This is a genomic window from Paenibacillus sp. Soil766, from assembly GCF_001428105.1.
Taxonomy (GTDB): Bacteria; Bacillota; Bacilli; order Paenibacillales; family NBRC-103111; genus Paenibacillus_E.
This window is the reverse complement of record NZ_LMSJ01000008.1, coordinates 102,007-128,462: the sequence shown is the minus strand read 5'-3', so window position 1 is coordinate 128,462 and position 26,456 is coordinate 102,007. Positions and strand designations below refer to the sequence as shown.

The following is a 26,456-nucleotide window of genomic DNA, read 5'->3' as shown; positions in this document are numbered from 1 at the left end:
GGAATTCCCACCTTTCTTCAGAATAATCCCTGATCGAATTTACGGGCTAATGCATTAGCCGAGAGCACTAGTACAAGACCGACTAGGGATTCAAACAAGCCCATGGCTGTGGTCAGACCAAACTGGGCCTGCTGCAGCCCCACTTTGTACACGTAGGTGCTGATGACCTCAGCTTTCTGCAGGACAGTGGGGTTCTGCAGATTGTAAACCTGGTCAAACCCTACTTCCATCAGACGACCCATTCCTAGAATCAGCAGCAGGATAATCGTAGAACGGATGCCCGGCAGAGTGATATGCCAAATCTGCCTAAACTTGCCTGCACCGTCCATCCCAGCGGATTCGTACAGGCTGGGGTCAATGCCGGAGAGAGCGGCGAGATAGATAATAGCGCCGAAGCCCATCTCTTTCCACATACCTGAGCCAATAAAGATGGCGACCCATGAGTTTGCACGGTACAGGAAAGGCACCGGCTCCATCCCCCATTGGCCCAGCAGCTTGTTAATGGTGCCGCCGTCGATGGAGAACAGGGTCAGGATAATGCCTGCAACAATGACCCAGGACAAAAAATGAGGCAAATAAATAATGGTTTGAATCCAGCGCTTTAACCAGCTCTTCCGGACCTCATTCAAGGCAATGGCGATAATAATCGGCGCAGGGAATCCGAAGACCAGATTCAGAACGCTCAGGGTAAGGGTATTCCAAATAATTTGCAGCGTGACGCGGGACTGGAATAAAATCTCGAAATATTTCCACCCGACCCACGGACTTGACCATATGCCATCGTGAAAATTGTAGTTCTTGAAAGCAATTACAAGACCGCCCATTGGCAAGTAACGGAATATCAGATAATAAAGTACTCCCGGTATTAGCATGACAAATAGCGGAATATTTTGCCGAAATCGCTTTGTCTGATAAAAAGCCTCTTTGGCTGCCGGTGCCCTATCCGTTCCTACGACGGCAGGCGTTGTTTTCATGGCTCCCCCTTCTTCCTGCTGAAAGTTTTTATTGAATGTGATGCTTATAATGTACCGCGGTTCGTCTATTCCGAGCCTTAAGAATCTTTAGGTCTTTCTGTGCGATTTTTGTTTCTCCTTCCAACGAGCAGAAGTCTCCCCGAAATGGGCAACATCTTCGTTCGTAGTCCTTCTTTGCTGAACAGTAATAAATCTGCGAAAAAAAAAAACAAGGAGCCGAGGGGATGTTCCCGCTTGGCTCCTTAGTTTTTACCTGTTATCTACTCAACCACTTTAGTTGTTGCGCCATGATATAAAACGTGCGAGCATGGCAGATACTTCCGCCCGGGAGACAACACTCGCAGGCTCCAGAAGGTTCCCCGGCTTGCCGTTAAGAATATCTGCCGATACAGCCCAATCGATGGCATCATTTGCCCAGGCGGACACTTCCTCGCTGTCGGCAAAGCTCTTGCCATTGTTCTTATCAGCAGGCTGTCCAGCGTAACGGTACAGGACAGTAATCAGTTGTTCCCGAGTGATGGAAGCTTCGGGGGTATTACCATCGCTGATCCCGGATGTAGTAGCCCAGTCTTTCGCCTTGCTGTACCAATATTCCCCACCTTCGGTCTCAACTCCATGCAAGCGGGCAAGCACGGTAAATAACATGGCCCGGCTCAAGGATACGTCGGGAGCGAAGATTCCCTGCTCCATTCCGAGCAGCCATCCCCGGCTTGCTGTAAAGGCAATCGCCTCCGCAGCCCAATGGCTGTTAAACACATCCTGGAAAACAACCTTATTATCGACCAGCTTCACCGTCATATTGCCCTTAACTGTAAAGCTCAATCCAGCTTCGGTGATAACCGTTCCGATCACTTCCTTGGTTCCGTTTTCCCGAATCGCAAAAGCCACCGTGGAAGCAGAAGCATTCTTAAACGGAATTGTGACCCTCGCTTGCGCTACGCCTTCGGGCAGATGGATAGACGCAGTTACGACACCCAGAGAAGTCGTGGCAGTCTCAACCTTGACTCCCTGTTTATCCGTGGTGACGGAACGGCTGCTTCCATCGGGCATGTTCACGGTCTCGCGCTTGCTCCCATTCTGCTTGGTGACAACCTCGGTAATTGTGCCATTGCGTTCTTTCGTTATAACTTCACGGTCGCCATTCAGCCAGACCGTAGTCTCCGTCACCGTACCAGTTGTTTGATCGGTGATACTGGTGGTCATGCTGCCATCCGCGTTTGTGACCCCCGTAGTCGGCGTAGTTGGGGCGATGGGATTGCTGCCGTCAATTTGGGACTCTCCTCCGCCGCTTCCACCACTGTCGTTATCATATACACCTACAGTTACAACACAAGAAGCTGTGAAGCCTTCTTCTTCAGTGGTTACCTTAATAACGGCTATACCTGCGGCATGAACCGTCACAAGCCCGTGTTCATCCACGGTAGCTACAGTTGGATTGGAACTGCTCCAGGTCACCGTCTTGTTGGCTACGTCAACGGGCTCCACATTTGCGATGAGCTGGACATACGAGTTTCCATTGTTGGTATACAGTTGAGCGATGTTCTGATTCAGGCTCACCCCGGTGACATGCACCGGCTGAGTATAGACCGTAATGGTCAAAACCACATGAGGGCTGGCTTTATGGGTAACCGTCTCAGAGTAACGAACCCAATACGTCCCGGGTGAGAGATTTGCGATGGTATCTGCTTCGACAGTTAACCATGTGCTCCCATTGTCGGAGGACCACTCCATGGAGGAGGTGACCCCGGTGATGGATCCATCATTGGCCCCAACCGCTGATTCATTGGTGTGCTTGAGCCCCTCGGGCGCAGCCTTCGGTCCTCCGGTAACCATCGCTTTAAAATCGTCAAAATCGATGGAGGCGTTGGCATAGCCATCGACGCCGAACCGCTGGCCACTCAGCTTGTCGCCGCCTGTATGGCGGAAGTTGTAGTCAGTGGCCACTTCGACATCGTCTATATAGACGGTATAAGTCTTGGCGTCCCCGTTTGCCACCATTTTGATTTTGTACCATGTATTGTACTGAAAGTCTTTGACTTTGACCTTCGTAGACGGCCCGTTTTGGACTATAATTTTACCCGTATCAAAAGCCGTGACCATGGAATAATTGCCCGTACCGCTGTCATTTCGCATCATGGCGCCATTGGCGTACTGGAAACTGTTGTTTAGTCTGGCGCGATATTCAATGACGATGCGCTGATCCCCCTCAGCCTTTACCTCGCCTGCATACGGCAGGAACAAGTTTGCCTTGCCCGAAGTAGCGGTTGTGATGAGCCTGAGGAATTTATTCCCGGCCTCTTCCTGCACAGTTGCGGTAGCCCCATTGGTCAGATCTTCGGTAGTAATGCCATAAGGGTACTTGCCAACCGTATCCCCGGAGAAATCCCGGTAAGCGTTATAGATGACGCCGTCCTGAATACTGTTCAGCGAATTTAACAAAGCTGTTTCCTCTTGAGCAAGCTTATTCAGTTCCTCGTCAAACTGTTCTTTGCTCAGATCGGCGTTTACGGCCATCTCTTCCGCCTTGTTGACTTCGGCCACTAAGGAATCATACTTGGATTGGCTATAGTTGCCCAGCCCATCGCCCAAAGGATAAGAGAAGTTAGCCAACTTGTTGCGGAGTTGAATCACAATCTCGTCAAGACCCCATCCCGGAATGACGTTTACGGCAATGGTGGAAGGAACATCACGGCCATCCAGCTTTATGGTAACAGGCACCTGAACAGTGCCCAGCGAGCTGAAATCAGGCCCCTCCCGCTCCCAGCTGGCAACCTCGGCCTTCTTCGACTGGCTGTTGTAGACAACATCAACAACGCTAGGCAGCTTAGGGGTCGCCCCGGAAGGAACCTTTACTACGGTGGCAACCTGAACCACATCAGAAGCTGCAATAACGGTCAAGTTGAGCGCTGCTTTCTTGCCGTTGTATTCGGCTGTAAGAAGCGCTGTTCCCGGTTTAACCGCATATACCGATTGGGTCACAGAATCCGAATCAATCCTGGCCACCCCAGGATCGCTGCTGGTAAATTGGGTTGCCGCTGTCACATTATGAACCTCGTAGTTGTTATAGCGTGCCATTACCTGCAATGACCCGCTTGACTCCCCACTGGTCAGGATGCTGTCCAATCCACTGATGGCAACGGACTGCACAGCTTTAGGCTCCGCAGCAACGGAAACCGTGGCTGTGGCCGTTCTTCCATTAGATGTGGCGGTGATTGTTGCACTGCCAGCACTTACAGCCTTTACCCTAACGCCTCCGTCAATAACGGCGACCTTCGTATCGGAAGAACTGAAGATTGCTCCTGTGTCAACAGCGGTATAGGTAGTGCCTGTTACGGTATACAAGGGCAAGCTGCGGGTTTCACCCAACCCCAACGTGTACCCCGGGGCATCGAATAACATTTCCGATGCATCCAGTTTAAATATATCCATGCTGTCGATTTCGGCAAGGTTGTTCCCCTTCGAGAAGCGGAGGATATTGTTGCCTTCTCTAAGATAGACTTTCGCCGAAGAGAGCCCCCAACGATTCAAGCCGGAATAAACGATGTTCAAATTGACGCCAGAGCTCCCGTTAATCGACAAGATATGGGAAGCATCTGCCGCATTGGGTGAGCCGTTGGCATTACGCACAGACAGCATATAAAATCCCGTCTCTGGCACGTTTACGGTAAACTGGGCATAATCGTTGGCGTTTTTGATATTGGCGATCTTCTTTCCACCGGAAGCGGTGCTTTCCAACCGAACAGCAGGAGAAGTTTCACCACCCGGAGCTTTCACCAACAGCGCGTTTTCCGCTTCATAGCGCTTCCGCACCGGCTCGCCCGAAGGCAGAGCAATCGGTATGTTCGGATCGGCGGGCTCTCCTAGGTTCGGCGTATTGTCTGCTTTCCAAGTAAATTTCTGCGTTTGGACTTTTCGGGTCCAACCCGATCCCGACCAACGGGCGGCATGGTAGATGATCCAGTCCTCTGTGCCATCAGGAGACGTGACGATGCTGTGGTGGCCAGGGCCGTAAACGCCATTGGCTCCTGAGAAGATCGGCGTGTCTTTTTTCACCCAAGAGTCGGGATTCATCAAATCGTCGCCGATCTTGGCCGTGATCAGCCCGAGGCAATAACTGTCTGTCCAGCTTCCGTTTGCAGAATAGACCAGATTGATCGTGTCGCCCTTGATCGTCACTTCTGGACCTTCATTGATTCTGGCCGGGGAAGATTCCCAATCATATTCAGACGTCGAGAGCAATACCCGTTCGGAACTGATGGTCCGTGGGTCACTCATCTGCGCAATATATAAATTTTGGAAGCTTCCGTCCGTTTCTTCCCAACCGGACCAGATGAAATAGTGTTTCTCATTTACAGTCAGCACAGTGCCGTCAATCGCCCAACGGTCGGTAGAATCAGTCATCTTCCCTTTGAACTCCCAGGTGCCGGTCAACGGATTTTCACTTTCGTTCTCCAGCACGTACATGCGGTGGTTTGCATTAGTTCCGTTGTCAGCCGCAAAGTAAATATACCATTTGGATTTGCCGTCGGTATCTTTGAGATAATGCATTTCAGGCGCCCAAACATTGGAGCTGTACATTGTGCCCTTAACCGGCGTCCAGGCCAGGCCCCTCTCACCAGCCTCAATGCCGGTGATCGTTTTCGCTCTGCGGATCACGATGCCACTGGAGTTGGCAAATACGTTGTAATAGTAGCCATCGGTGTGTTTGTAAACCCAGGGATCGGCTCCTGTCTGCATGATTACATTGTAGAAATCCGACACATTCTTTCCCTCCTGCGCAAATGCCGAATCCGTCTTGGCTGTCTTCGGTTCTGCCGCCGCAGCCAATCCGCTCCATTGCGGCAGCATCAGCAGTACTGCAAGACAAAGCAACAGATGTCTGAATTTTTTTTTGACCATGTACAATCCTCCTTGGAATCATATCATCCTGTTGTCAATGGCGTTCCGTCTTCTATTGTCTGTTGCGCAGCATGTTCAGCATCACTCTGATCGCCTCTGCTCTTGTTGTTTGATCACCGGGAGCGAATCGGTTTCCTCCTTCGCCTTCAATAATGCCCCGCTTGCTCAAGTTTGCAACGGCACCCTTCGCCCAGACAGGAATAGCCGTGTCATCCGCAAACTCTGTTGTTGTTGCCTTTTCGTCTGACTGGTCCAGGGCATTGGCAATCATTTTAGCCATCTCACTGCGGGTAATCTCAGCATCCGGGCGGAAGGAACCATCCTCGTAACCGGTAATGATCCCTCTTTGCACCGCTTGCGCCACGGCATTCAGCGCCCACACGCCTATCTTCTCCTTATCGGTGAACGTTAGTTGTGCGCTGTAGAGGGGATTCCCTTGCAACTTGAGCGCATTAATGAGCATGGCGGCAAACTCGGCGCGTGTTACGGCTCGATCCGGCTTGAACGTACCGTCCGGATAACCGCTGACGATTCCTAGATCAATCGCTTGTTTGGCATCGGACTCCGCCCAGTGTGCCGTCAGGTCACTCAAGTTGACCGTCGGTTTCGGATCGATCAGGCTCGATGCCTGATCGACGCCGAATACCGCAAACTTGGCAATGTTGTTCACCTTCACGGTAATGGAAGTGGTCTCACTGACCTGACCGCCCATTTCCATCCAGTTTTTTCGTGCTTCGTCATAGGAGAATACAGTCGGCTTTTGACCCATCTTTAATTTGGTAGGATCGAAAGTAATGGACAATGTGATCTCCTTATCGAAAATTCCTGGGAAGTCCTTCCGAATCTCAAACACCGGACTGAGCAGTGCATCTTTGACTGCAAGCAGCTTTTGTGTGTCTGTTACCTTGCTGATGATAAGTTGGAATTCCTTTCGAGAAGCGCCGGCAGGGATCTCGATCTTAATCTCATCACCTATGCCGAATTCGCCCTTCTTATCTGCTTGAACCGTAAATTCGCTGTTATTCGCTGAAATAACTCCTTCGCTCGTTGGTGTTACTGGTGAACTGCCGTCGGAAGAATCCCCACCATACGAACCTCCCCCAGAAGAACCACCCGAATTTTCAACCTTCCATTGCGCATACAGAGTCAGGTCCGCCCCGCCTATTGTGAATACCTGGCCTTCCGTGTAGCTGGTTCCGCTGCCATCCGCCCGTACATTCCAGCCGGCAAAGAAATAGCCCAGCTTCTTCAGATTGCCGGTATTGCCATAGACCGATACCGTAACACCTTGCCCATAACTACTGTCATCTACCGGCGCAAGACCGCTTGCTGCGCCGTTGCCGTTATAGGTAACGCTGTAGGACGGTGTTCCGAATATCGCAGTGATCATCACCGCCTCGTCTGGCATGGTGAAGGTATTGCCAGTCACATTTAGTCCACTCGGACTATTCACCTGCCAGCCCTTGAAGAAGTTTCCAGGATCTGGTATAGCGGTCAAGGTAATCGCCGTATCTTTGACCGCTGACGATACATTGGCGCTAACAGTGCCATGCCCCTCGGTTGTCACTGTTATACTATGGTTAGCCAAAGCATAGCTGTCCACCACATTGACACTTAACACAGCCGGATTCCCCTGATTAAACAAGATAGAGAAGTCCGCCTTATCACCGCTCTGCAACCCCAACCCGACCATAGTCTCGTGCTTGATGGTCAGCAAATCCCCATTAATCGTATAACCTTCTGTTCCCAATGTGCCATTATATACGACACCTGTTACTGTCGCTGTGTACACCACCCCGGTAACAGTCTTGGCTTCATTCCATATAATGCTGGCGCTTACATCCCCAGGAACATAAAGATCGAAGGTGGCCTTTTCAGGACTAACATCCGCGTCCTTCTTAGTGACGGTAATGGTGAAGTCCTTAGAGTAGTTCACACCGATGTCGCTTCCTTCTTCTATCGTAGCGGTGACAATGACTGTTCCCGCTCTTGTGGCGGACAGCACATTCCCATCCAGGGTAGCTCTTGTTTGCCCGGCATCCTTGATGCTCCAGGAGATAGTTTTACGTGTGGCCCAATCCGGCGAAACTGTTCCGAAGAGAGTCAGCTCCTGGCCTGCCTGCACCGCCTCCGGGACAGTAGTCATGTCCGACACCGAGTAGAAGGTATTGTCATAAAGGTTGCGCAGCTCAATCTTAAACCGCTGGTGATCTTTCCCCTCGTCATCGGCCAACCGTATAACAGCGTTGTTTCCTTTGGACGCTTCATTGACCGTAATCACTTTTCCATTGCTTCTATTGATGATTTTGTAATAATCGCCATCCTTCTCCAAAGACCACTGTTCGGTATCGGAGGGAATAGGGGCTTCCTCAATAGTCTGATTTAGAATAAGCTCCTGGATACCCGAATCAGGCTTGATATCGAGGAAACGTGCGCCACGCATAATCAGAATCCGGTAATAGCCTGTTCCCAGATCCACGAATCGCATCAATTGACTATTGGTATCGCCATTGGAAAATTGGATGACGGCCGCTCCCTGATTGTATTTCTCCCCTGCCACGCTCAGCGCCTTGCCGCTATGCTTCGGCTGGATCTTCACCATCTTCTCGGGGGTAAGCTCCCTGGCCGTCGTGCTCATGAATCCACCGCTGAATTTATCCAGGATCAGGCTGTCTATATTGAGCTGGCCCGTATCCGCTTCCTCACGGCGGAATTCAATGATGTTTTTTCCGGCCTGTAGATTGACAGTCTCGGTCGCATCCATCCAGGTATCCCAATTCACTGTCGGCGGCATGGAAACTTGCTTGATCCGGTTGCCGTTCACATACAGGGTCATGGTTCGATTCGACGACTGTACACCCGAATAACGCAAGGTTGACGTATAGGCCGCCGTATAGGGGACATTCACTTCAAATCGGACAGCATCCCCTTTTTTCTGGAATAAGCCTACATAACCGTTGCCTTCAAACCATAGACGGTCTCTGCCGATCCCCGGCGTGCCTGAGAGGGTTGCCGCTTCCGCCTGATATTTCCAAGGCGTGCGCTTATTCAGATGAATATGATCGATCTGGATGACGCCTGAATCCCCGGCTGCGCTCCTATAGGCGATGCTGTTTTTCCCTTTCTTCAGGGGAACGGTCACCGTGTATTCCTTCCACATCCCGGCGCCTCCAGAGTGGGGAAGGACGATGTCCTGCACAAGCGCGCCGTTCACCTCCAGCGACAATGTTTTGCCAACCTGCTCTGTGGCGTACCGCAGCTTGAGATCATAGCTGGCCGCATATTCGGCCTCCACAGAAAATTCCACGGACGAGTTCACCTGGGACAGGCCGCTCACATACCCGATTCCCGTATTGCCATCCTGAGCCTGAACGATTCCGGCATCCGCCCCGCCTGTCGTTTTGGCGGATTCCGCCTCATACGTCCAGGTCGCCGCTTCGGTAACGGTGATATAATCGAGATTCACATTCGCCGTATCGCCATTGTCATACCTATAGGTGATGACATTGCTGCCTTCTTTCAGGAATAAGTTGTCATAGCGGTCGGCCCACTTATCCCATTCCTTCAGACCGAAGAAATTCGCTTGTTTGATCTTCACGCCATTCACATACATGGTCAAGGTTCGATCGTCCTCGCCTCCCGCGCCATAAGCCAGCTTGACCGAATAGCTGCCCGCATGAGGGGCGTTTACGGTAAAGCTGATCGCCGCGTTCGGCTCCGTGAACCCGCTGGAAAAACCTGAACCGCTATATCCCTCATGATTTTGAGCGATGCCCGCGCCGCCTGACAGCTCCGCGTTCTCCGCTTCATACAAGACGCTTTTCTTGGCAATGATCGCGTCCAGCCCCAATGCGCTTTTACCGGAAAGACGCACGATGTTGCTGCCTGTATTCAGCCGGATGTTTTGAACGGTTTTTAAGTCGAAGTTCAGCTTGTTCTGCGGTCCGGCATTAGACGGGAATACAAGCGCGGCATTAGCCTCCTGGTTCACGCCCAGCGTCATGGTGACCGGCTCTGCCGTATTGTTGTTGTAGCGGAAGTCCAGCGCGTATGTCCCCCCTGAATTCGTGTTGATTGTAAATTCTACATAGTCGCTGTCATTGCCATTGCTATACCGAGCATATCGGCCTGACGAGGCATAGATACTGTTCATTGTTGCTTTTGCAGCCCCTGATAGTTGCGCGTCTTCCGCTTCATAGACTTCGCTCTTCTCCTCCCCGGAGGGGCGGCTAAGCACTGTGCCGGGGTTGGATGGGATGCCTAGATTGATGAAGTCATTGTTGTCCCAATTTATACGCTGGGCGCGAACTTCTCTATTCTTTCCGCCTTGACTATGGGTCGGTATGCCATGGTATGTAATCCAGTCCTCTGTGCCGTCTTCTGATTTCAGAAATAACGGCGAGCCAGTCGAATAAGAACCATTTTCATCCGAACGTTTCATGATCGGCTCGGGATGTTTATTCCATGCCGCTTCATTCTCCACACTTTGGGCCAAATCAGCCCAGGACAGGCCCACCGCATAATTATCATGCGTGTAGCTGCTGGCGGAATAGGCAAAATAAACTTTACCATTCCGCTCCACCACGGCTGCGCCTTCATTAACATTATCAACATACTTCTCCCAGTCGTGGGTCGGCCTGGCTAAAGTAAACTCTTCGCCTTCCAATGTCCACGGGTTTTTCATCTTTACTATTGTGGGACACTCATCAAATCTCTCGTTCCCCGTTTTTGGATCTATATAATAAAAATATTTGGTATAGGTAAGGTACCTCTGTCCATTGATGGTTACAAAGCCGGTAGGCAGTCCATAGCTTTGCGTATTCAACAACCCCTGCTGGGGTGTAAGTCCGTCTCCATTATCATATGTTCCCTTCAGTTCCCAGGTCCCTTCAAATGGGTCGGGCGAGCTATTCTCCAGAACATAAGAGCTGGGATGACCATAAGCAAAGCGCCCCGCTTGATCGCTATTCTTCGGACCGGATGCGAAATAGATGTACCATTTGCCATCAATTCTGTGTGCATCTGGCCCCCATATAAATTCCAGGTTCTCAGGTAACTTCCATACTTCTTTACTCTTTGCGGTGGAAACGCCCAGAATGGTTTCATGCCGTTTCAATACAACATTGCCATCGCCTGCAGCGGAATAATAGTATCCATCCTCTTGCCGTTCAATGGTAGGGTCGGCTCCTTTCATCAGCGGGTTAAGATAATGGGATGATACATCCGCATAGGCGATATTTGTCAACATCATTACGATCACTACCACCAGGGGTATAGCACACAGTCCAATCCTCCTCATTGCAACAATTTCCTCCTTTAGGAATTTTATTTGGAGTTTATTGCTAACAGGGAATGATCGCTCATAAATGAATCGCTTTCATTTCCACTAAAAGCTTTGCTCCATCGATGCTTTCACTGTACTTTGATTCCTCCATTCCAGGCCTTAAGAATCTTTAGGTGTTTCTGTATGATTTTTGTTATTTAAGTAAATCCGCTTTCAAACGGATCTCTTCATAAACTTCCCTAATAAAATTCTGGCTTTTACTTCAATAACCGAAAGAGGAGCTTGCCGCGAAGCAAGCCCCTCAACTATAGTTTCCCGTTACTTTAACGCCGGGATCTCTTATCTTTATTGTTGAACACGTTGTTCTATCGTCTCCGCTTAGTTGAACAATCATATTACAATGTTGTACTTGTCATTGAATAGTCCAATTACTTGCCTTAACTTGAAATCTAGTCTTAGCATGACTTCCGATACAATATCCTTTGGTATTTCTTTATAGTAAGCATGTGCTATACCTCCAGTAATACACGCTATCGTGTCACTGTCTCCGCCAATTGAAATTGCCTTTCTAATCGCATCCTCATAATCCGTCGACTCTAAAAATGCAATAATCGCTTGTGGGACCGAACCCTGACAGCTTGGATCAAAAGCATAGTTGGGTCTTATGTCATCTAGTCTTTGCGTGAGATTATATTTGAATTTCTGCTGAATAAATGATTGAATTTCATCTTTTGATGTATTGTTTCTCGCGAGAAAGACTGCGCAAGCTACTGCTTGAGCTCCAATAGCTACCGTTAGAACAGTATCATCTGTAAATCTCGTAAACCTATCATAGAGCTTAAACTCAGTAGATTTGGTATTATGCCACTCAAATAAGGATCCAATTACATCTCCTATAACTGCTCCTAACATAATTCCCCCCTTGCCAAATCTTATTAGCTTTCGCCATAATTATCGCATACAAAGTTGCTTCACCCTTCTTCACCTTAGCAAAGCAAATAGATGCACGCGGCAGCATTAGTTGAGAAAAGGCAACCAATCTATGTAGACTGGATGCCTGAGCCTGCAATTTAAATACGAAATTTGATTAATTAATAAATGTATTCTTTACTCGTTTTGAATTTATAAAGTAGGGTATCCATATTAAACAAGTTACCAATGATTTAACAATATTCCTACCTTGTTCGCCCATAAAATCGTGAGTAGCCATTTCCTCAATGGAGTTTGTAATAAAATAATAGCCAATATTAACGATAAAGTTGATTACATAAAAATTTATAACCATATACTTCAATAACTTCTTTTTTTTCAAGATAAGATACCCAAGGAACACTGGAAAAATCACAAAAAATATATTTATAACTGTTTCATATATTATAACAAATGAATATTTCCAGGTTTCTTCATATAATTGGGATAAAAGTCCATCTCGATAAATGGGTAGTATAGTACCAATCAAATAGTATAAAGAGTTCCCAAAAGTTAATATGAACCCTAACGCCACAAAGTAAAGCCAGCCACCAAAACCATAAGGTTTAACTTTTTCCTCTATGGGAGGTAATTTTCCTGCAGTGTTTTCCAGATTTATTGCTAGGTCATTCTCCGTATTTGTCATTGAGACACCATTTAATTTCTCCATCGGCTGGAGGATTTGCTGATACAACTGTTATTTTCGGGAACAATTATTTTTCACCATTCATTCCAAATTTGCTGAATCGGTGATACCATCCATCGTTTCTCTGGCATAAAAGCACCTTTTTAGATATATTTGATTGCAAATTCAATATCTTTTCATGTCTATTTCGGATATTTCCACTACTTCATTGGTGTGAATTTGTACCACACACTCTTACTCGATATTTTAGCCTATGACCTCCACCATATTGCTAAAGACCTCTTCCCAATCAAGGTTCGCATTCTCTATTGTATAGCTTCGAAATGGCAGCATATCTAGTAGCCTAATTTCGATTCGCTTGCGGTTTTCCATAAACCTAATATTTTGTTCCGTCGCAAAATTGGGTTTTGAACGAATGGAAGAAATCCAAACCTGCTGCTCCCGCACATTCGGTTGAGTTAAATAAATAACCACAGGATGCAAAGAAGCAATTTGATCTGCGATTCCTTGAATATGCTGCTCAATATAGCTATTTTCAGCTTGATAATGACGTAACAAATCATGTATCTGATGCTGAAAAAACACTGCTTCGAGCACGTATACCTCCTCTAAATTGCTAGCGGACTCAGCGAAACGAGCCCATTGCCGTTGAATCGAGGATGTAAACTCTGACAGTTCGGCTACGGGTGATTCCGTCCAGCAAAGCTCACGGGACTTCAGTTCTGTATTGAGCGCATCCAACTTGTTTAATTCCTTGACTTCACGATAAGGAATCAGATAATAGTTAGTATTTCTTATCGCCAATGAACGGATTACACTTGATGAGTCTGGATATCGCATCAGAAGTTCCTTATATTCTTCTTCGTGGAAGAAGGCATGCCAGTTCAAACTTGTTGGATGTCCTTTTGCACCCTCGTCATAAAAACGTGAGGAAATGCCTTGTTGTACCAAGTAGAAATGTAATCGTTCAGCTAAAGTCGACTTTCCCGTACCGCATAACCCTTCAACCAAAATCAATTTGCAATTCTTACGCATACGGTTTGCTCCTAATTCTTAGTTATATCTGTAATTTCACTATAGATTTCCGATAGTTTCTTACAAACACCTCTGTAATTTATGTAACTGCCCTTACGTCTTCTATAAAGTTTCGTAATACTTCCACATATATAGGACGCTAAACATAGCGTCGTGTTGCGTTAATCTGCCCGTTTGCTGAGAAAGCTGCCGATCTATGCTGTCGGCAGCTTTCTCCTGATATTTATTGAGCTATAGTTCCTTGTTAGTTCAACGGTTTATCGGTTTACCGACGAGATATCATAAGTTATCCAATTGCAGTTTACGATAATTGTTTTTAATGTACGTGTATCCAGAATAGACCGTCAAACCGACAGCTAATATCATGATTAAGAGGTCAATTGGGTAATTTGTAAAATAGTAAAAGGGGAAATTTCCTAATAAAACTGCGGCGATTGCAACAACCTGTAGTACCATCTTCAGTTTCCCATGTTTATCGGCTGCAAGCGCCACTCCCTTTGCAGCTGCAATCGTACGAATGCCAGACACCATTACTTCCCGACCAATAATCACAATCGCTATCCAAGAAGGAATCATATTCTGTTGAACCATCATTACCAATGCAGCCGATATTAAAAGTTTATCAGCTAGCGGATCTGCAAGCTTACCGAAATTAGTTATCTGATTATATTTACGTGCTATATAACCGTCTAACTTGTCTGTAGCTGATGCAAAGATAAATATTGCGATTGCCCAATACAGTCCATACTGATTTATGTAATTCAAAAAGCCAAACTGCTCCACCATCCAAGATGGGTACTGTTGAAGTGCCAGCATGAAAAAAGGAATCATCCCAATTCTTACGACTGTTATTTTGTTTGCAAGGTTCATGTCGTCACCCACTAGATTCATTTTGTTCTTATCTCTATATTACCATAACTTGGATGTAATTTACCCGTTCCTTCAACAAAATAGGGAACAGTTGCCGGCTGCAATCTGTTCTTTGTTGTCTAATCATATTTATTTTTTATCATTTTTATTTTCAGGTTTTTCCACTAAAAACTCGATCTCTGCGTTCAAGCGAAGACTTTCTTGACTCACCATCGATTCGTTTAAGGGATTGAACATTGCTGATCCAGCTACCTGGTAGTCCCCCTGAAGCAGCGTACCTTTATTGGATGCCTCCCACAAAGCTTTGATGTAGTCTACATATTCTTTTTGATCTTCCGAACTATATCCACCATGGGGCGTAAATCTCTCTCTTAGTGGTAGTCCCTTTTTTAGGACAGTCACGCGTAAAGGCTCTTTCATACCGTATCTGATATCGTAATTCCTCGTTTTCTCTTTCATCGGGAAATAGAAAGGCGAGTCAGCATGGGCGATTTTGATTTCTGGCTCATCTCCCACGTATTCCAACTCCGCATAGACCTCTACTTTCTCGCTTTCGGTGTATACTGACTTCTCTGACACGAGGCGGTAGACAAAATCTCCTTCAGCCACTTTTGCATTTGAGCGAATCGGTGATTCTTTTACATTGTGCTCGTTAGACTTTTCATCTCTTGAACATCCTGCCAACAAGAATACAATGGTGAAAATAACGACCATAAACTTACCCAATCCTATTCACCCCATACGTTCTTTACTGTCATGTCCTTAATTTATCATGTGATAAATACGAAGGAATACAGACAATTTGTTCCATTATTCTGCCCAATCGTTGAGCGGATCTCCAGAAAACGAAAACAGGCGATGGGTCGCAGAATGTATACTTAAAATATACTTAAGGGACCTATTTCGGTCTAGATTAATCACCTATAGTAATATCATCGGTAATATTATGGGAGGTTGATCATTTTGATAGGGGTTATGATGGTTCGCATTTCGGTTATTTATTTCTTTATTGGGATCTTATTGGGTATTCTCATCCACAAGGTACCTGAGCTGGCAGCTGTACATCCACATTGGAACTTGCTCGGATGGGTGTCGTTCGCTCTTAGTGGGATCGTGTATTGCGTCTTTCCAAAGGCAGGAGCAAGCAAGCTGGGAAAGGCACATTTTGGGCTTCATCTGACAGGCATTCCCCTTCTGCTCTTCGGCTTGCTGCGGTTGGGGCTTGGACAATCGGCCGAACCCTTCGCGCCGATTGGCGGTCTGCTTATTGCGGTCGGGGCGTTGCTATTCGTAATTAATGTATTTCGGAACGTCAAATTAGACCTTAAACAGGAGGAATCTACGCGATGAATATGAATGCGAAGAAAAGCTTTATAACCGCGTCTGTGGTATGTCTTGCTTTGCAAATCATTGGTGTCATCATCTCCATTGTGCTCGCCATGCCGGCCCAAGTCGCCTTCGGCGATCAGTTGCTTTCTCCGACGGATGCCACATCCGCAACCGTTGCCAAAGCATTTCTTACCAATGGAACCGCCCTTGCACCACCCTTGATGTTGATGATCATATTCGCTCTCTTGCTCCTAGCTGCGAGGCGGATCGGCAAATGGGGGACGTTCGGAACCGCCCTGCTCTCCTTGCTTGGCTTATTGTTCACCTTCGCGACATTAGGTGAATATAACAACCCGGATCGTTTTACACTTGTATCTGGAAATGTCTATGTCACGCTGCTTCTGGTCAATCAAGCGTCAATTACTGCTGTCACGGTTCTAGGCGTATTGACACTGATTACTCAGATCAGGAAAGGCGTAAGAAGCAGCATCCTTTAAGTTATTCTTCTCTTGTAATTCCAATGTGTCATTTTTGCTTTCCGCAGATTAGGATGGAAATGTATCATTTCTCAAATAAAGCGGCCTGTTTCTATTTTATAAGCATAGGCTGGCTATATTTTTGAAACTACACCGTCCTTCTTGGGAAAGCGCTGAGGAGGCTTCTTTATGTTGAATACAAAGTCGGATCTTCTGAGTCATAATCAAAAAGCCTGGAATCAACAGGTTGAAAAAGGGAGCCACTGGACCCTTCCAGTCTCTTCGGAAGCGATTATGGAAGCGAGACAAGGACGTTGGGGAATTCATCTGACGCCAACTAAAAAAGTTCCTTTGGAATGGTTTCCACCGCTAAAGGGAACACGAGTCCTTTGCTTAGCCTCGGGAGGCGGGCAGCAAGCACCTGTTCTGGCAGCGGCTGGCGCCAATGTCGTTGTCGTAGATCTTTCTGATAAGCAATTGGAACAAGACCAATTCGTCGCAGAGCGAGATAATCTGATGATTGAAACCGTCCAAGGGGACATGTCCGACCTAAGCATATTTCCTGATGGGTCATTCGAACTCATTGTCCATCCCGTTTCAAACATGTATGTTTCCGATCTTCAACCTATATGGCACGAGTGCTACCGGGTCTTAAAAAGGGGCGGCATTCTTATTGCAGGGTTTACGAACCCCTTAGTATACATCTTTGACTCAGAGTCTGAATATGAAGGTAAATTGGAAGTAAAGTATTCGATCCCTTTTTCTGATCTAACCAGTTTATCGCCCGAACTCCTCAAACAATACATGGATAACGGCGATCCAGTCATATTCGGGCATAGCCTGGAAGACCAATTGCAAGGACAGCTTCAATCTGGATTTGTCATCAGTGGATTATATGAAGATAACTATGGCGGTCGGAGGTTATTAGATCAATATATTTCCTCCTTCGTTGCCACTCGAGCTATTAAGTTATAAATAAGCATACTTTTAACCTTTAATTCATCAAGTATTCTTTTTACTCGTTCGCTACAATACTGAAGTCCTGTTGCTCCAAATTCATCAGCATTTTCCAATGGATATGAAATCCATATTTTATTTGTATTCAATTCTTGTCCAGTGAAAAGCTAAAAGTTGTATACTATTAATATACTTTTTTTGAGGGAGTGATCACGCAGTGTTATATTCCAAAATTGTTGTTGCGTACGACGGTTCAGAAACTTCTGATAAAGCGCTCGATTCCGCCATTAAACTTGCCCAACTAAATCATTATTCGAAGCTCGAAATTATTCATATTTTCAACATTCCAACTTACGATGTAGGTGGGGACTTTTTGGTTCCACCTATCCAAGTAGAACTAGCCTATTCTGAGGACGTAGTTGCGAAAATCAAAAAGAAAATATCCAATTTCACCAACATTAATATCGAAGTAAGAAAAGGTAGTGTCGCCAAACAGATTCTTCAATACGCTCATGAAATAAATGCTGACCTGATCGTTATCGGCAGCAGGGGACTAAACAGTTTGGGTGAATTTGTACTTGGCAGTGTTAGTCATAATGTCGTTCAACATGCCAATGTTCCTGTACTAATTATTAAATAATTTGATATAAGTGAACGCACATGGTTGGAGCACGTCGTAGATATCCAAAAGCATTTTATCAAAGCAGATGTAACACACTTCGCCCCAACTTAGCTAAAGCGAAGCTATCCGTTTAAAGGATAGCTTATTTATATTGCAAGACTAACTTGTTCAAAGTAAGGAATCACATCATTAAACTGCTTAAACGAACATAACACACGCCCCTTATTCCATAACGCATCGAAGCAATTATTATCATAGTGATACGCTAAGCTATGCTTCTTGGTAAAATCCATTTGCATACAGCTCGTCACCTTGTTCAAATAAGTTCAAATCACTTCCACCTTTATTAGATAAAATCGTGCATTTAACTATTATCCAGTTGAATTGCAATAAATTCTTTGGCAAACATCATCTTGTTTAGGCCTTTGGGATTCTCTAAATGAACCGAAAATGCCTGGGATGCATTTCTTGAATATTAAGGGTTCACAGCGACACCAAATGGATGAGTTCCAACTGGTGTAGTTACAACCACATGCGTAGCCCCGTCTATAACGGAGACAGTGTTGCTGTTGTTTGTTTGTTACGTAAATACGGTACGTGTTAGGATTCACATCAATGCCTACAGGCTGTACTCCAACTAGGATGTTCGAAATGACGCTATTTGTAAACCCGTTAATAACGGAGACAGTATTGGCTATTTGGTTTGTTACATAAATTCGATTAAGAGAAGTAGGAATAGTAGGACTCGCCGGTCCTATTGCCCCTGTTGCGCCTGTTGCGCCTGTTGCTCCTGTTGCTCCAGTTGCTCCTGTAGCACCCGTCGGACCTATCGGGTATTCAGAAAATTCGATTTCAATTTCTCGTCCATTGTAAAGTTCAATTTCAATTTCCTTGACCTGATTCCAATCAATGACTTCTAAAAAATCCTCAATTAGATTCAACAATAACTTCCCTATCCTTTTTGGGAATACGGAATAACGCGCGGGAGATCGCATTAAACCGGATCGAAGAGATGCATTAATGCTTGCACAGTGGGATTATTAAACCTTAAAAATACAAGATCATTAAAAAAGGTATTGACCGCCTCGTTCATATCAGTTCAATGAATAGTCCTATCAGGTCACTCAATGGAATATATCGCTTGTTCAGCTCCAAATCTTTGAACTTTCCGTTCTGATTTCATTCCAATACGCTCTAGAAGTCTGCAGGATGGAGCATTAGCAGATAGACTTCCGATCGCGCAAATACGATTTGTCGGAGCAGAAATCGGTCGATGCGGCGGCTTGTATCTGGCGGTGTACAATGCGTTCGACCCGCGGCGGCTGTGGGTGGACCTGCTGTTCGATGAGACCGAGGGCTTCACGACTATGGCGGAAACCCAAGAACGATAGGATAACAAGGCACAAAAAGGCCCGGGGGCGGCAGTCACATTGCCAATTCCTCGGGCCTTTTGCATTTTTTTAATTGATCGGTATGATGGATTTTCGCTCCGGATCCGAATAGCTGTAAAAGCCCGGGCTTAACTGGAGCGTACCCTTTTTGGCCAACAACCCGGGGTAGAGGTCCGTTCTTTTATTCGAACCGTTTCCTCCCGGCGGCATAGGATTAGGCTGCGGGTATATGGCCTTCCCGTCAAGCTTCACCGCGGTTTGCGAAATACCCAGAAACTTCGAATCGTCCGATTGCGATTCAACGATTAAATCCTGATCTTGCTGGTAATAAGTCAAGGTAACCGGAAAGCCGTCTAGGATCGTCTTACTCGTTTGCTTCGACTCGGATACGGCTTCCAAGGGGAACCACCGATCATTGGCGCGTTTGACAATCCGGGCTTCGGACAGCTGCAGCGTCATCGGAACCGGAGACCAGTCTTTGTACCACTCTGGCGATTCGAAGCGGTAGAACGAACCGCTTTTCTCCGTACCCCAAAGCCCTCCTTCGATCGTCCGTCCGTTAAGAAGCAGTTCTGCTTTATCGTAATAGGCGTACGGTTGATCCGGAGAATTTTTGTAATTTTCTAACATAACACGAATTTGCAAAGGGGTCACGATAAGTTCTTTCGGTTTCTTGAACAAAATAGGATCTTCCAAAGCCGATTCAAGCTTTTTCCGGAAAGTCGCCTGGCTCGCCTTCTTTCCATCCGCTTCGAATGACGTCTCCCATGTGCCCTCAATGGTTCGAATCGCCTCCAGGAAACTGAAGTGGAGCGACGCGTTCTTTAGCTCCTCATCGGAAAGCCGAAACGTATCCTGGCGCAGCCGAACATTGGCCTTCTCCGGCGGCAGGACGGCAGAATAGCCTACTTTGATTGTTTTATCTCCGGACTTAAGGAATAAACGCGGATCCAATAATTGATCCTCGGACGTTACTGGAATTTCATATCGAATCGTAAATACGTCGTTTTCTCTCAGAACGGAGACGATCCGCAGCGCCCCGAACTTGGACATGCTGTCTACCTGATTGTTCTCCTTCAGGGATGCCGGAGCTTCCCGGAGAGGTACATCTTTGTATTTAAAGAAGGAAAGATTCTGAAGAGCAAGCTTTAGCTGCTCACGCTTGTTTCCCAACCCGTTCTCCGTTTCGAACAGACCCGTCAATTGATTCGAAGATAAATCCTTACGGATCAGTTCGTTTAGCTGCATAGATTTCCCCTTGGCTGACGTTAATGTTTTGTGCTGGAATTCTACGGCATCATAATCCGGCAGCGAAGGAACCTCCAGCGTAAACAAAATATCCAAACGTTGTTCATCCGTCACGACGCCGTGTAAGGATAAGCTGGTCCCGGCCGTTTGAACCGTGATATCAAGCGGATTGCCGAAGCCGCTTTCCATCGCCGTCTTTACTCCCAGCCGACCGAACAGCTCCGTCCAGCCCATCGAAACTCCAGCTACAACCGGCGCTGCCACAAGCAGGACTGAAACCGCAACTGCCGGCAGCAGAAGACGCTTGCTAACCAATTTTCGGCTGCTTTTTCCGGAGTTGAAGACCGCTTGAGCTCCAGCCAGAGCTTGCTCGGCCCGAATCCTCTCCCACATCGCTTCGAAATCCGGCAACTTCGGACGTTCGGCTCGGGCCTTCTCCAGCAGTATTTCTTCCGTCAGATTAGTCAGATTATTCAAGGCATTCCGCTCCTCTCTGGTTATGTCGGCTTTCCGCCGCAATTTGCTTCCTGATCTGCTTGAGTCCTGCGTTAAATCTCGACTTAACGGTTCCAAGCGGAATGTCGAGCGATTCCCCAATCTCTGGAAGAGAAAGCTCATGGACGTAACGCAGTGTCAGGACTATCCGGATTTTTACCGGGAGCTTCTGTAGCCACCTCTTCAGATCCTGTTCCCCTTCCATTCGCATCACCGCTTCATCCGCCGACTCGGTTGTAGCATGTACGGCTTGCTGCAAAAAGAGCTTGATCTCTTTCAAGACACCCAACTTTCTGCGGCCAAGATGATTCTTGCACTGATTGGCGGCGATCCGGATTAGCCACGGTTTGATCCGCTCAATTCCACTGCGGTCGGTTTGAAACGCCTTTAAGAATACTTCCTGGCATACATCCTCCGCATCTGCGGCATTTTGAAGTAAATAATGGCACAAATAATACACATCGTTTCGATAAGCTTCGAATAGCTCTCGATCAGTCAAGCTCTATACGCCTCCTTTTGTCCGTTTGATGTCAATAAGACAAATAGCGGACTCTTTCGGTTCGTTTTTTTTATGAGGCGTAGTAGACGATTCTTCCCGAAGTTGACGTCACAGAGGAATTTATTCAATGGGAATTCCCTAATCATCTTACCACTAGTTTGTCTTCGCGCTTGGTACAAAACAGTTATATAAATGGATTCTCGAGATCGACCTATGATGAATCATCCACCACGCATAGCTGCCCGTTACCTACATTGAGTTTAACGGCAAGTCTTGAAGCACTTCACAATTGAATTTTGCTTTCGTTATTATCAAATTAGGAAGCTTTTCGTACCGCGAACCACAATTCAACGTAGTGAAGGCTATCTCTTCCTCCATAGACTTCGAACTCCATTCCATCGACCTTCTCATATCCTGCCGTAGGTAACCATTCCGAATAAAAGCGACGATATAATGACTCGATTGAATCATTAAATTGATCCCAGGAAAACAGCTCCGATGGGAATATAGCCCACGTGTGTGAAGGGATTGTGATTTCTATATATCCATCAGTTTTACTGGTCTCACTTTTAAATGAACACAGCATATACGGAAACGTATCATTTTCAGTTCTACGATAGCTGCAAACTGCATGCACTTTAAGTAAATCCTTACTCAGATTCACAGGCAATTCTCCAGCATTAGCTGCTAATTTCTCCACCTCGCCCGTAGCATGGCATTGCTGCCAAAATTCCCCCGGGGTAGTCGGGACTTCGCCACCACCGTCTGTTTGAAACACTCTCTCAATGCCAAATACTTGGAAAGCCTCCTTAGTTTCGATCCGATAATTCATAGCCTCTGCCCCTTTGATTGAGATAAGGAAGGAAAGCCGAGGATAGGCTTTCAAAGAGACACCTTCTTGACGGGCCATAGCTGGATTGACACCATGCATCGATTGAAAAGCTCTTGCAAAAGAAATCGGTGAATCATAACCGTACTTAAGGGCAATATCTATCACTTTAGCATCACTATTCAATAAATCGATCGCAGCAAGAGAAAGCCGTCTGCGTCGTATATATTCGGCCAATGACACATCGGTAATGAAAGAAAACATTCTTTGAAACTGATGCGACGAACAACAAGCTTGATTCGCTACCTCCGTAAGGTATATTTCTCCAAATAAATTCATTTCGATATAATCCAATGCCCTATTCATTCTTGTAAGCCAATCCATTTGTTTCCCCCCTCTCAATCGTAGTATAGAGTAAGAGCGACTTCGTATCGCAACTTTTTATGCACAAGAAAGTTGGCCTTTTATTTAACTAGATACTTCAGGAGTGACAAAACTAATTTCTGCATTACACTAGACTGCATATTTCGAGGTAATAAAATGTTGAACTATAGTTATCCGTTAGCGCGATAATCCGCGCTTAATCAAGTCGTGATGCCAGTTTCCATTTATCATTTATATATTCAATTCTTAGGGTCAATTTTATATCTGGATTATTAAACAATGTTCTATCTAACTCAACTACCGCAACATTATCTTTCTGGCTTATTACCTTTGCGGTATCAGTTAAGTAATCAAATGCCCATCCGTGTCCTCCATTCCCTGTGTCATTATAAAGCTTCCCTTCGTAATCCTTATAAAGTGGCAGACTGCCTATTCCAGGAGTCAGGTAACGAGAAAAGAAAACCGTTTGAGCAACATCTTTTGTGAAAGTTTCCTCCACCCATTTTTTCAAGTCCTCAATGGAAGTGATCTTTTCGTCGATTACCTGAGCGTAATTAGGTTCACCTGGAATCGTTTTCGTCTTATCGAGTTTAAACGAACCAGTTCCATTAAACACTCCATAGAATTTTACTGCCTTCGGAATGATCTGTTTAAGAATATCTTTTGCTTCATTGTCGGTGAGATTTACTGAATAGCTTGCGACGTTGTTATAATTCATCTTTATTGTCTGTGTACTTTCATCGTACTCCAGGGTAGATCCCATATTTTCTGCTACACATTAATCGTTTCTGAAGCATACCCTGCTGTCGTTGCGGTTAGAGCGATCCCACACGTTAAACCAAGTAAAAACTTTTTCAATATCACCACTCCCTTTTACAATTCTTATATTTGACGCTGGATTAATGTATTTGGGTAACAGCCCTTTTTGCAATCTCTCTTGCTATCCAACTCCCCTACATCCTAGCTATCTCTACTGGACTTAGGTGCTTCCTCTAACCTCCAAAAAGATTTTTTATATGAAGCAGTTCCTTAATATATTCCCAACCTGTCAATGCTCCCATTAATATCCACAAATTTGCCAACAAAATAATATTGAACCAAAAAAATAAACCTATGCTTCGTCCAAACGACTTTAATAAACCGTAGATGGTTATACCGATAAGCATAAAACTTAGGATGGTTACCACTTGATCTGTTATGATTGCAACTGAATTCTTCAACAATGTAAGTTGTATTAGCAATAATAATAACTCAAATGACGTGCTACAAATACACAAAACTAATACAGAAAAGATAAATTTAGATCGGTCCAATTCAATAACATTTCACACCCTGCTTATGAAAGTTGTTAAAATCTCCATCCTTAAAGGATGGAGATTTTATGAAGATTTGTATTTTTGATGTTTGGGGCTTGGTCTAGGTCCTTATACGTTCCACCTTTTATCGACCATGCATTACAAAATAAACTATCAATAATATTATTAAACAAATTGCAAAGTACTTTAACATTCGAATCTTAGTGTTAATCCCGTCAAAATTGGAATCTCCAAATATAAAGAAACTCCCTGTGCCAACCAATATTGTCAATACTAATTGCATTATTGTTAGAAAGAATAAATCTCTTTCACTCAATAATAATGAGCAGACATACACCACTTATGATTATGTAAAAAATACAACAAACCACCTTCCAGCAAGTTTAATCATCTCATATAACCCATTATTCCCATACCTGCTATTTCATAGTTCTGCTTAAAGAAGCTACACATAGCTGAAATCTGCCCATTAGTTCAATGAAAAAGGGAGCAGCTGCCGGCTGCGGCGATCTGCTCCCTGATTGTTCAACTATAGGTTTGCAATAGGTAAGCATTTGATGTGATCTCTAGCTTTTCCTGCGCAATGATGTGACTTGCCTTTTCAGGCGTAAATGTTTCACCTTTTTGGACAATGCTGATTAAGATTCGAGCTACTTTTCCAAGCTGTTTAAATACGGATCTGAGCTTCTTCATATGCTTAACCTTAACGTTATACTCATGCAACTCTCGAAATACAGGATTTACACCAATGAGCTGTAGAGTAGCGAGAAACAAATATTTACGTAAGGTAGAATCTCCTCGTTTCGATATGACGATCTGTCCCTTCCGTTTTCCCGACTTACTTTCAGCTAGATTAAGACCGGCTTTTCGCAGTAACTGGCGACCATGCGCATACTGCCTTAGATCACCCGCACCAGCTAAAATCGCTGCAAAATGGAGCGAAGCTGACTTGCCATCGGAATCTCATTAAGTATGGCTAGGCTTTGCTTCTGCATCTTCTCTAGCATTTCCACGATACGTTCATACTCTTCGATTAATCGTTCTAAATCTCGCTTTGCCTCAGCTAAAGCCGTGACATCCCCTACACTCCGTTTGGCTTGAGAAATAAGTTCAGCAGCTTTCTGCGTGCCTATAGAGCCGCCTGCTCTGTGCATATGCTTTCTTCAAGTCGTAATCATCTCGGTTATGGATCGTGACGCAAGATCCTGCGGTAACGGTAATTCTTTCAATGTGGCCATTGAACGTTTGCAAGTCCAATCCTTAAACACCGATGTATACTCTGGAAAGCGAATATCTAACCAACGGATAATCCGATTCTGCAACCGGACACTGTAGGCGACCCAGAACTCCCGATCGCTCATTAGGGTGCGTAATCTTTGGAACTCTTGAGCTTGCCTTGTATGTTCATAATAATAACCACGACTTACAATATTCGCGATGACAAGCGCATCCTTCGGATCACTCTTGGACGGACTATTATCTCGATTCTCCTTGTTTCTTTTGGTGGTGGCTGGATTCACTAAGACGACGTTCGAGTCTTTGTTTGTAAGCCAATTCGCTAAGTTCCACCAATAATGTCCAGTGGGTTCCATGCCAATGATTACACGGTTCAAACGGTGCTTTTGTTGGATTCCCTCTATCCAACATTGCAGCTTGTCAAAGCCTTCTATGGTATTACTAAATGAGAGGTGGCGATTCGAGAGCACGATTCCACGGAAATTCGTAGCTTGCGCCACATGAGTTTCCTTAGCATATCGATACCTATAACAAGATGAGATGTGGTAATTCGTTCAATTCGTTGATTTTGTACTTCTGACAAAGGCCATTTCTTAGCCCTAACAGGAATGTTTAGCGCAACGAGGCTGCCGATCTATACCGGCAGCCTCGAATTGGTTGCTTAAACCAATGGGTAATCAACTACAATAACATTTTCCAGTATACCATCCAGCGATTTAACAAATTCCTGATGAACGGGATGCGGACCATATGATCCCGAAACGTTAACAATTGATCCAGCAATTCCTGTTGCTTGATTGGCGTGACATTAGTATTGAACTTGAATACAACGAGATGTTCGTACATCGCTAATTGCTCCTTTTTTAACCTTAATGTTGTGTTGCTATAGTTTCGCGTTAGCTCAATCACTATATCCCTCGAATTTCGATATGCTATGTATACAGGTTGCCACCCTATATCGTTCCAAGTTCGAACTATGGTGCCTTAGAGCCCATTC

At 45.6% G+C, this 26,456-nt stretch carries 19 protein-coding genes and 2 pseudogenes; 4 read left to right on the top strand and 17 right to left on the bottom strand.

The genetic code is table 11. The features are described 5' to 3' along the window. Nucleotides 1-17 precede the first annotated feature (17 nt). The 8 genes from ASG89_RS07460 to ASG89_RS07425 form a co-directional block, all read right to left on the bottom strand. The gene (locus ASG89_RS07460) at nucleotides 18-974 is read right to left on the bottom strand and encodes an ABC transporter permease (RefSeq protein WP_057309964.1); all 957 of its coding nucleotides are present in this window, start codon (nucleotides 972-974) and stop codon (nucleotides 18-20) included. Nucleotides 975-1,247: 273 nt separating this feature from the next. After that, nucleotides 1,248-5,822, bottom strand: a complete 4,575-nt coding sequence (locus tag ASG89_RS07455) for a family 43 glycosylhydrolase (protein ID WP_235549655.1) — start codon at nucleotides 5,820-5,822, stop codon at nucleotides 1,248-1,250. A gap of 103 nt (nucleotides 5,823-5,925) precedes the next feature. Next, nucleotides 5,926-11,124: an S-layer homology domain-containing protein gene (locus tag ASG89_RS07450; RefSeq protein WP_200963443.1), complete on the bottom strand. Its 5,199-nt coding sequence runs from the start codon at nucleotides 11,122-11,124 to the stop codon at nucleotides 5,926-5,928. 423 nt (nucleotides 11,125-11,547) lie between these two features. Continuing rightward, nucleotides 11,548-12,069, bottom strand: coding sequence for an ADP-ribosylglycohydrolase family protein (locus ASG89_RS07445; protein ID WP_057309961.1), 522 nt, complete (start codon nucleotides 12,067-12,069; stop codon nucleotides 11,548-11,550). Between the two features lie 175 nt (nucleotides 12,070-12,244). Then, on the bottom strand, nucleotides 12,245-12,796 hold the full coding sequence (locus tag ASG89_RS07440; RefSeq protein ID WP_157276560.1) for a DUF2569 domain-containing protein: 552 nt from the start codon (nucleotides 12,794-12,796) through the stop codon (nucleotides 12,245-12,247). 222 nt (nucleotides 12,797-13,018) lie between these two features. Beyond that, on the bottom strand, nucleotides 13,019-13,807 hold the full coding sequence (locus tag ASG89_RS07435) for a hypothetical protein (protein WP_057309959.1): 789 nt from the start codon (nucleotides 13,805-13,807) through the stop codon (nucleotides 13,019-13,021). A gap of 279 nt (nucleotides 13,808-14,086) precedes the next feature. Further along, the gene (gene pgsA / locus ASG89_RS07430; protein WP_057309993.1) at nucleotides 14,087-14,677 is read right to left on the bottom strand and encodes a CDP-diacylglycerol--glycerol-3-phosphate 3-phosphatidyltransferase; all 591 of its coding nucleotides are present in this window, start codon (nucleotides 14,675-14,677) and stop codon (nucleotides 14,087-14,089) included. A gap of 129 nt (nucleotides 14,678-14,806) precedes the next feature. Beyond that, on the bottom strand, nucleotides 14,807-15,403 hold the full coding sequence (locus ASG89_RS07425) for a hypothetical protein (RefSeq protein WP_057309958.1): 597 nt from the start codon (nucleotides 15,401-15,403) through the stop codon (nucleotides 14,807-14,809). Between the two features lie 237 nt (nucleotides 15,404-15,640). Between ASG89_RS07425 and ASG89_RS07420 the strand changes: the two genes are divergently transcribed. The 4 genes from ASG89_RS07420 to ASG89_RS07405 all read left to right on the top strand — a co-directional run bounded on the left by ASG89_RS07420 (nucleotide 15,641) and on the right by ASG89_RS07405 (nucleotide 18,079). Then, nucleotides 15,641-16,027, top strand: a complete 387-nt coding sequence (locus ASG89_RS07420; protein WP_057309957.1) for a hypothetical protein — start codon at nucleotides 15,641-15,643, stop codon at nucleotides 16,025-16,027. Next, complete coding sequence (locus ASG89_RS07415) at nucleotides 16,024-16,503, top strand: hypothetical protein (RefSeq protein WP_057309956.1); 480 nt, start codon at nucleotides 16,024-16,026, stop codon at nucleotides 16,501-16,503. The genes ASG89_RS07420 and ASG89_RS07415 overlap by 4 nt, the downstream gene beginning before the upstream one ends. A gap of 168 nt (nucleotides 16,504-16,671) precedes the next feature. Next, entirely contained in the window at nucleotides 16,672-17,457 is a 786-nt protein-coding gene (locus ASG89_RS07410; RefSeq protein ID WP_057309955.1) for a class I SAM-dependent methyltransferase, read from the top strand. Nucleotides 17,458-17,656: 199 nt separating this feature from the next. Continuing rightward, nucleotides 17,657-18,079: a universal stress protein gene (locus ASG89_RS07405; RefSeq protein ID WP_057309954.1), complete on the top strand. Its 423-nt coding sequence runs from the start codon at nucleotides 17,657-17,659 to the stop codon at nucleotides 18,077-18,079. Between the two features lie 128 nt (nucleotides 18,080-18,207). Here the strand turns inward: ASG89_RS07405 and ASG89_RS36210 are convergent, their stop codons facing one another. From ASG89_RS36210 to ASG89_RS35475, 9 genes and pseudogenes are all read right to left on the bottom strand, one after another. Next, entirely contained in the window at nucleotides 18,208-18,360 is a 153-nt protein-coding gene (locus ASG89_RS36210) for a hypothetical protein (protein ID WP_157276559.1), read from the bottom strand. A 176-nt stretch (nucleotides 18,361-18,536) separates the two neighbouring features. After that, nucleotides 18,537-18,593: a hypothetical protein gene (locus ASG89_RS37500; protein WP_235549654.1), complete on the bottom strand. Its 57-nt coding sequence runs from the start codon at nucleotides 18,591-18,593 to the stop codon at nucleotides 18,537-18,539. A gap of 130 nt (nucleotides 18,594-18,723) precedes the next feature. Beyond that, a pseudogene (locus ASG89_RS37495) lies at nucleotides 18,724-19,056 on the bottom strand (hypothetical protein); the annotation flags it as partial. A 465-nt stretch (nucleotides 19,057-19,521) separates the two neighbouring features. After that, entirely contained in the window at nucleotides 19,522-21,177 is a 1,656-nt protein-coding gene (locus ASG89_RS07395; RefSeq protein WP_235549649.1) for a DUF4179 domain-containing protein, read from the bottom strand. Beyond that, the gene (locus ASG89_RS07390) at nucleotides 21,170-21,694 is read right to left on the bottom strand and encodes an RNA polymerase sigma factor (RefSeq protein WP_057309952.1); all 525 of its coding nucleotides are present in this window, start codon (nucleotides 21,692-21,694) and stop codon (nucleotides 21,170-21,172) included. The genes ASG89_RS07395 and ASG89_RS07390 overlap by 8 nt, the downstream gene beginning before the upstream one ends. Before the next feature lie 316 nt (nucleotides 21,695-22,010). Beyond that, complete coding sequence (locus ASG89_RS07385) at nucleotides 22,011-22,907, bottom strand: AraC family transcriptional regulator (protein ID WP_057309951.1); 897 nt, start codon at nucleotides 22,905-22,907, stop codon at nucleotides 22,011-22,013. A gap of 196 nt (nucleotides 22,908-23,103) precedes the next feature. After that, nucleotides 23,104-23,625, bottom strand: a complete 522-nt coding sequence (locus tag ASG89_RS07380) for a hypothetical protein (RefSeq protein ID WP_157276557.1) — start codon at nucleotides 23,623-23,625, stop codon at nucleotides 23,104-23,106. A 1,123-nt stretch (nucleotides 23,626-24,748) separates the two neighbouring features. Further along, a pseudogene (locus tag ASG89_RS36205) lies at nucleotides 24,749-26,069 on the bottom strand (IS110 family transposase). 71 nt (nucleotides 26,070-26,140) lie between these two features. Next, nucleotides 26,141-26,305, bottom strand: coding sequence for a hypothetical protein (locus ASG89_RS35475; protein WP_235549648.1), 165 nt, complete (start codon nucleotides 26,303-26,305; stop codon nucleotides 26,141-26,143). Nucleotides 26,306-26,456: the final 151 nt, after the last annotated feature.

Excerpts from the sequence above, each read along its gene's own strand:
- ASG89_RS07460 (WP_057309964.1), bottom strand. The coding sequence starts at position 974 with ATGAAAACAACGCCTGCCGTCGTAGGAACGGATAGGGCACCGGCAGCC.
- ASG89_RS07385 (WP_057309951.1), bottom strand. The coding sequence starts at position 22,907 with ATGGATTGGCTTACAAGAATGAATAGGGCATTGGATTATATCGAAATG.
- ASG89_RS07450 (WP_200963443.1), bottom strand. The coding sequence starts at position 11,124 with ATGATGTTGACAAATATCGCCTATGCGGATGTATCATCCCATTATCTT.
- ASG89_RS07440 (WP_157276560.1), bottom strand. The coding sequence starts at position 12,796 with ATGGAGAAATTAAATGGTGTCTCAATGACAAATACGGAGAATGACCTA.
- ASG89_RS07455 (WP_235549655.1), bottom strand. The coding sequence starts at position 5,822 with ATGCTGCCGCAATGGAGCGGATTGGCTGCGGCGGCAGAACCGAAGACA.
- ASG89_RS35475 (WP_235549648.1), bottom strand. The coding sequence starts at position 26,305 with ATGTACGAACATCTCGTTGTATTCAAGTTCAATACTAATGTCACGCCA.
- ASG89_RS07415 (WP_057309956.1), top strand. The coding sequence starts at position 16,024 with ATGAATATGAATGCGAAGAAAAGCTTTATAACCGCGTCTGTGGTATGT.
- pgsA (WP_057309993.1), bottom strand. The coding sequence starts at position 14,677 with ATGAACCTTGCAAACAAAATAACAGTCGTAAGAATTGGGATGATTCCT.
- ASG89_RS07435 (WP_057309959.1), bottom strand. The coding sequence starts at position 13,807 with ATGCGTAAGAATTGCAAATTGATTTTGGTTGAAGGGTTATGCGGTACG.
- ASG89_RS36210 (WP_157276559.1), bottom strand. The coding sequence starts at position 18,360 with ATGCAAATGGATTTTACCAAGAAGCATAGCTTAGCGTATCACTATGAT.
- ASG89_RS07445 (WP_057309961.1), bottom strand. The coding sequence starts at position 12,069 with ATGTTAGGAGCAGTTATAGGAGATGTAATTGGATCCTTATTTGAGTGG.
- ASG89_RS07410 (WP_057309955.1), top strand. The coding sequence starts at position 16,672 with ATGTTGAATACAAAGTCGGATCTTCTGAGTCATAATCAAAAAGCCTGG.
- ASG89_RS07380 (WP_157276557.1), bottom strand. The coding sequence starts at position 23,625 with ATGAATTATAACAACGTCGCAAGCTATTCAGTAAATCTCACCGACAAT.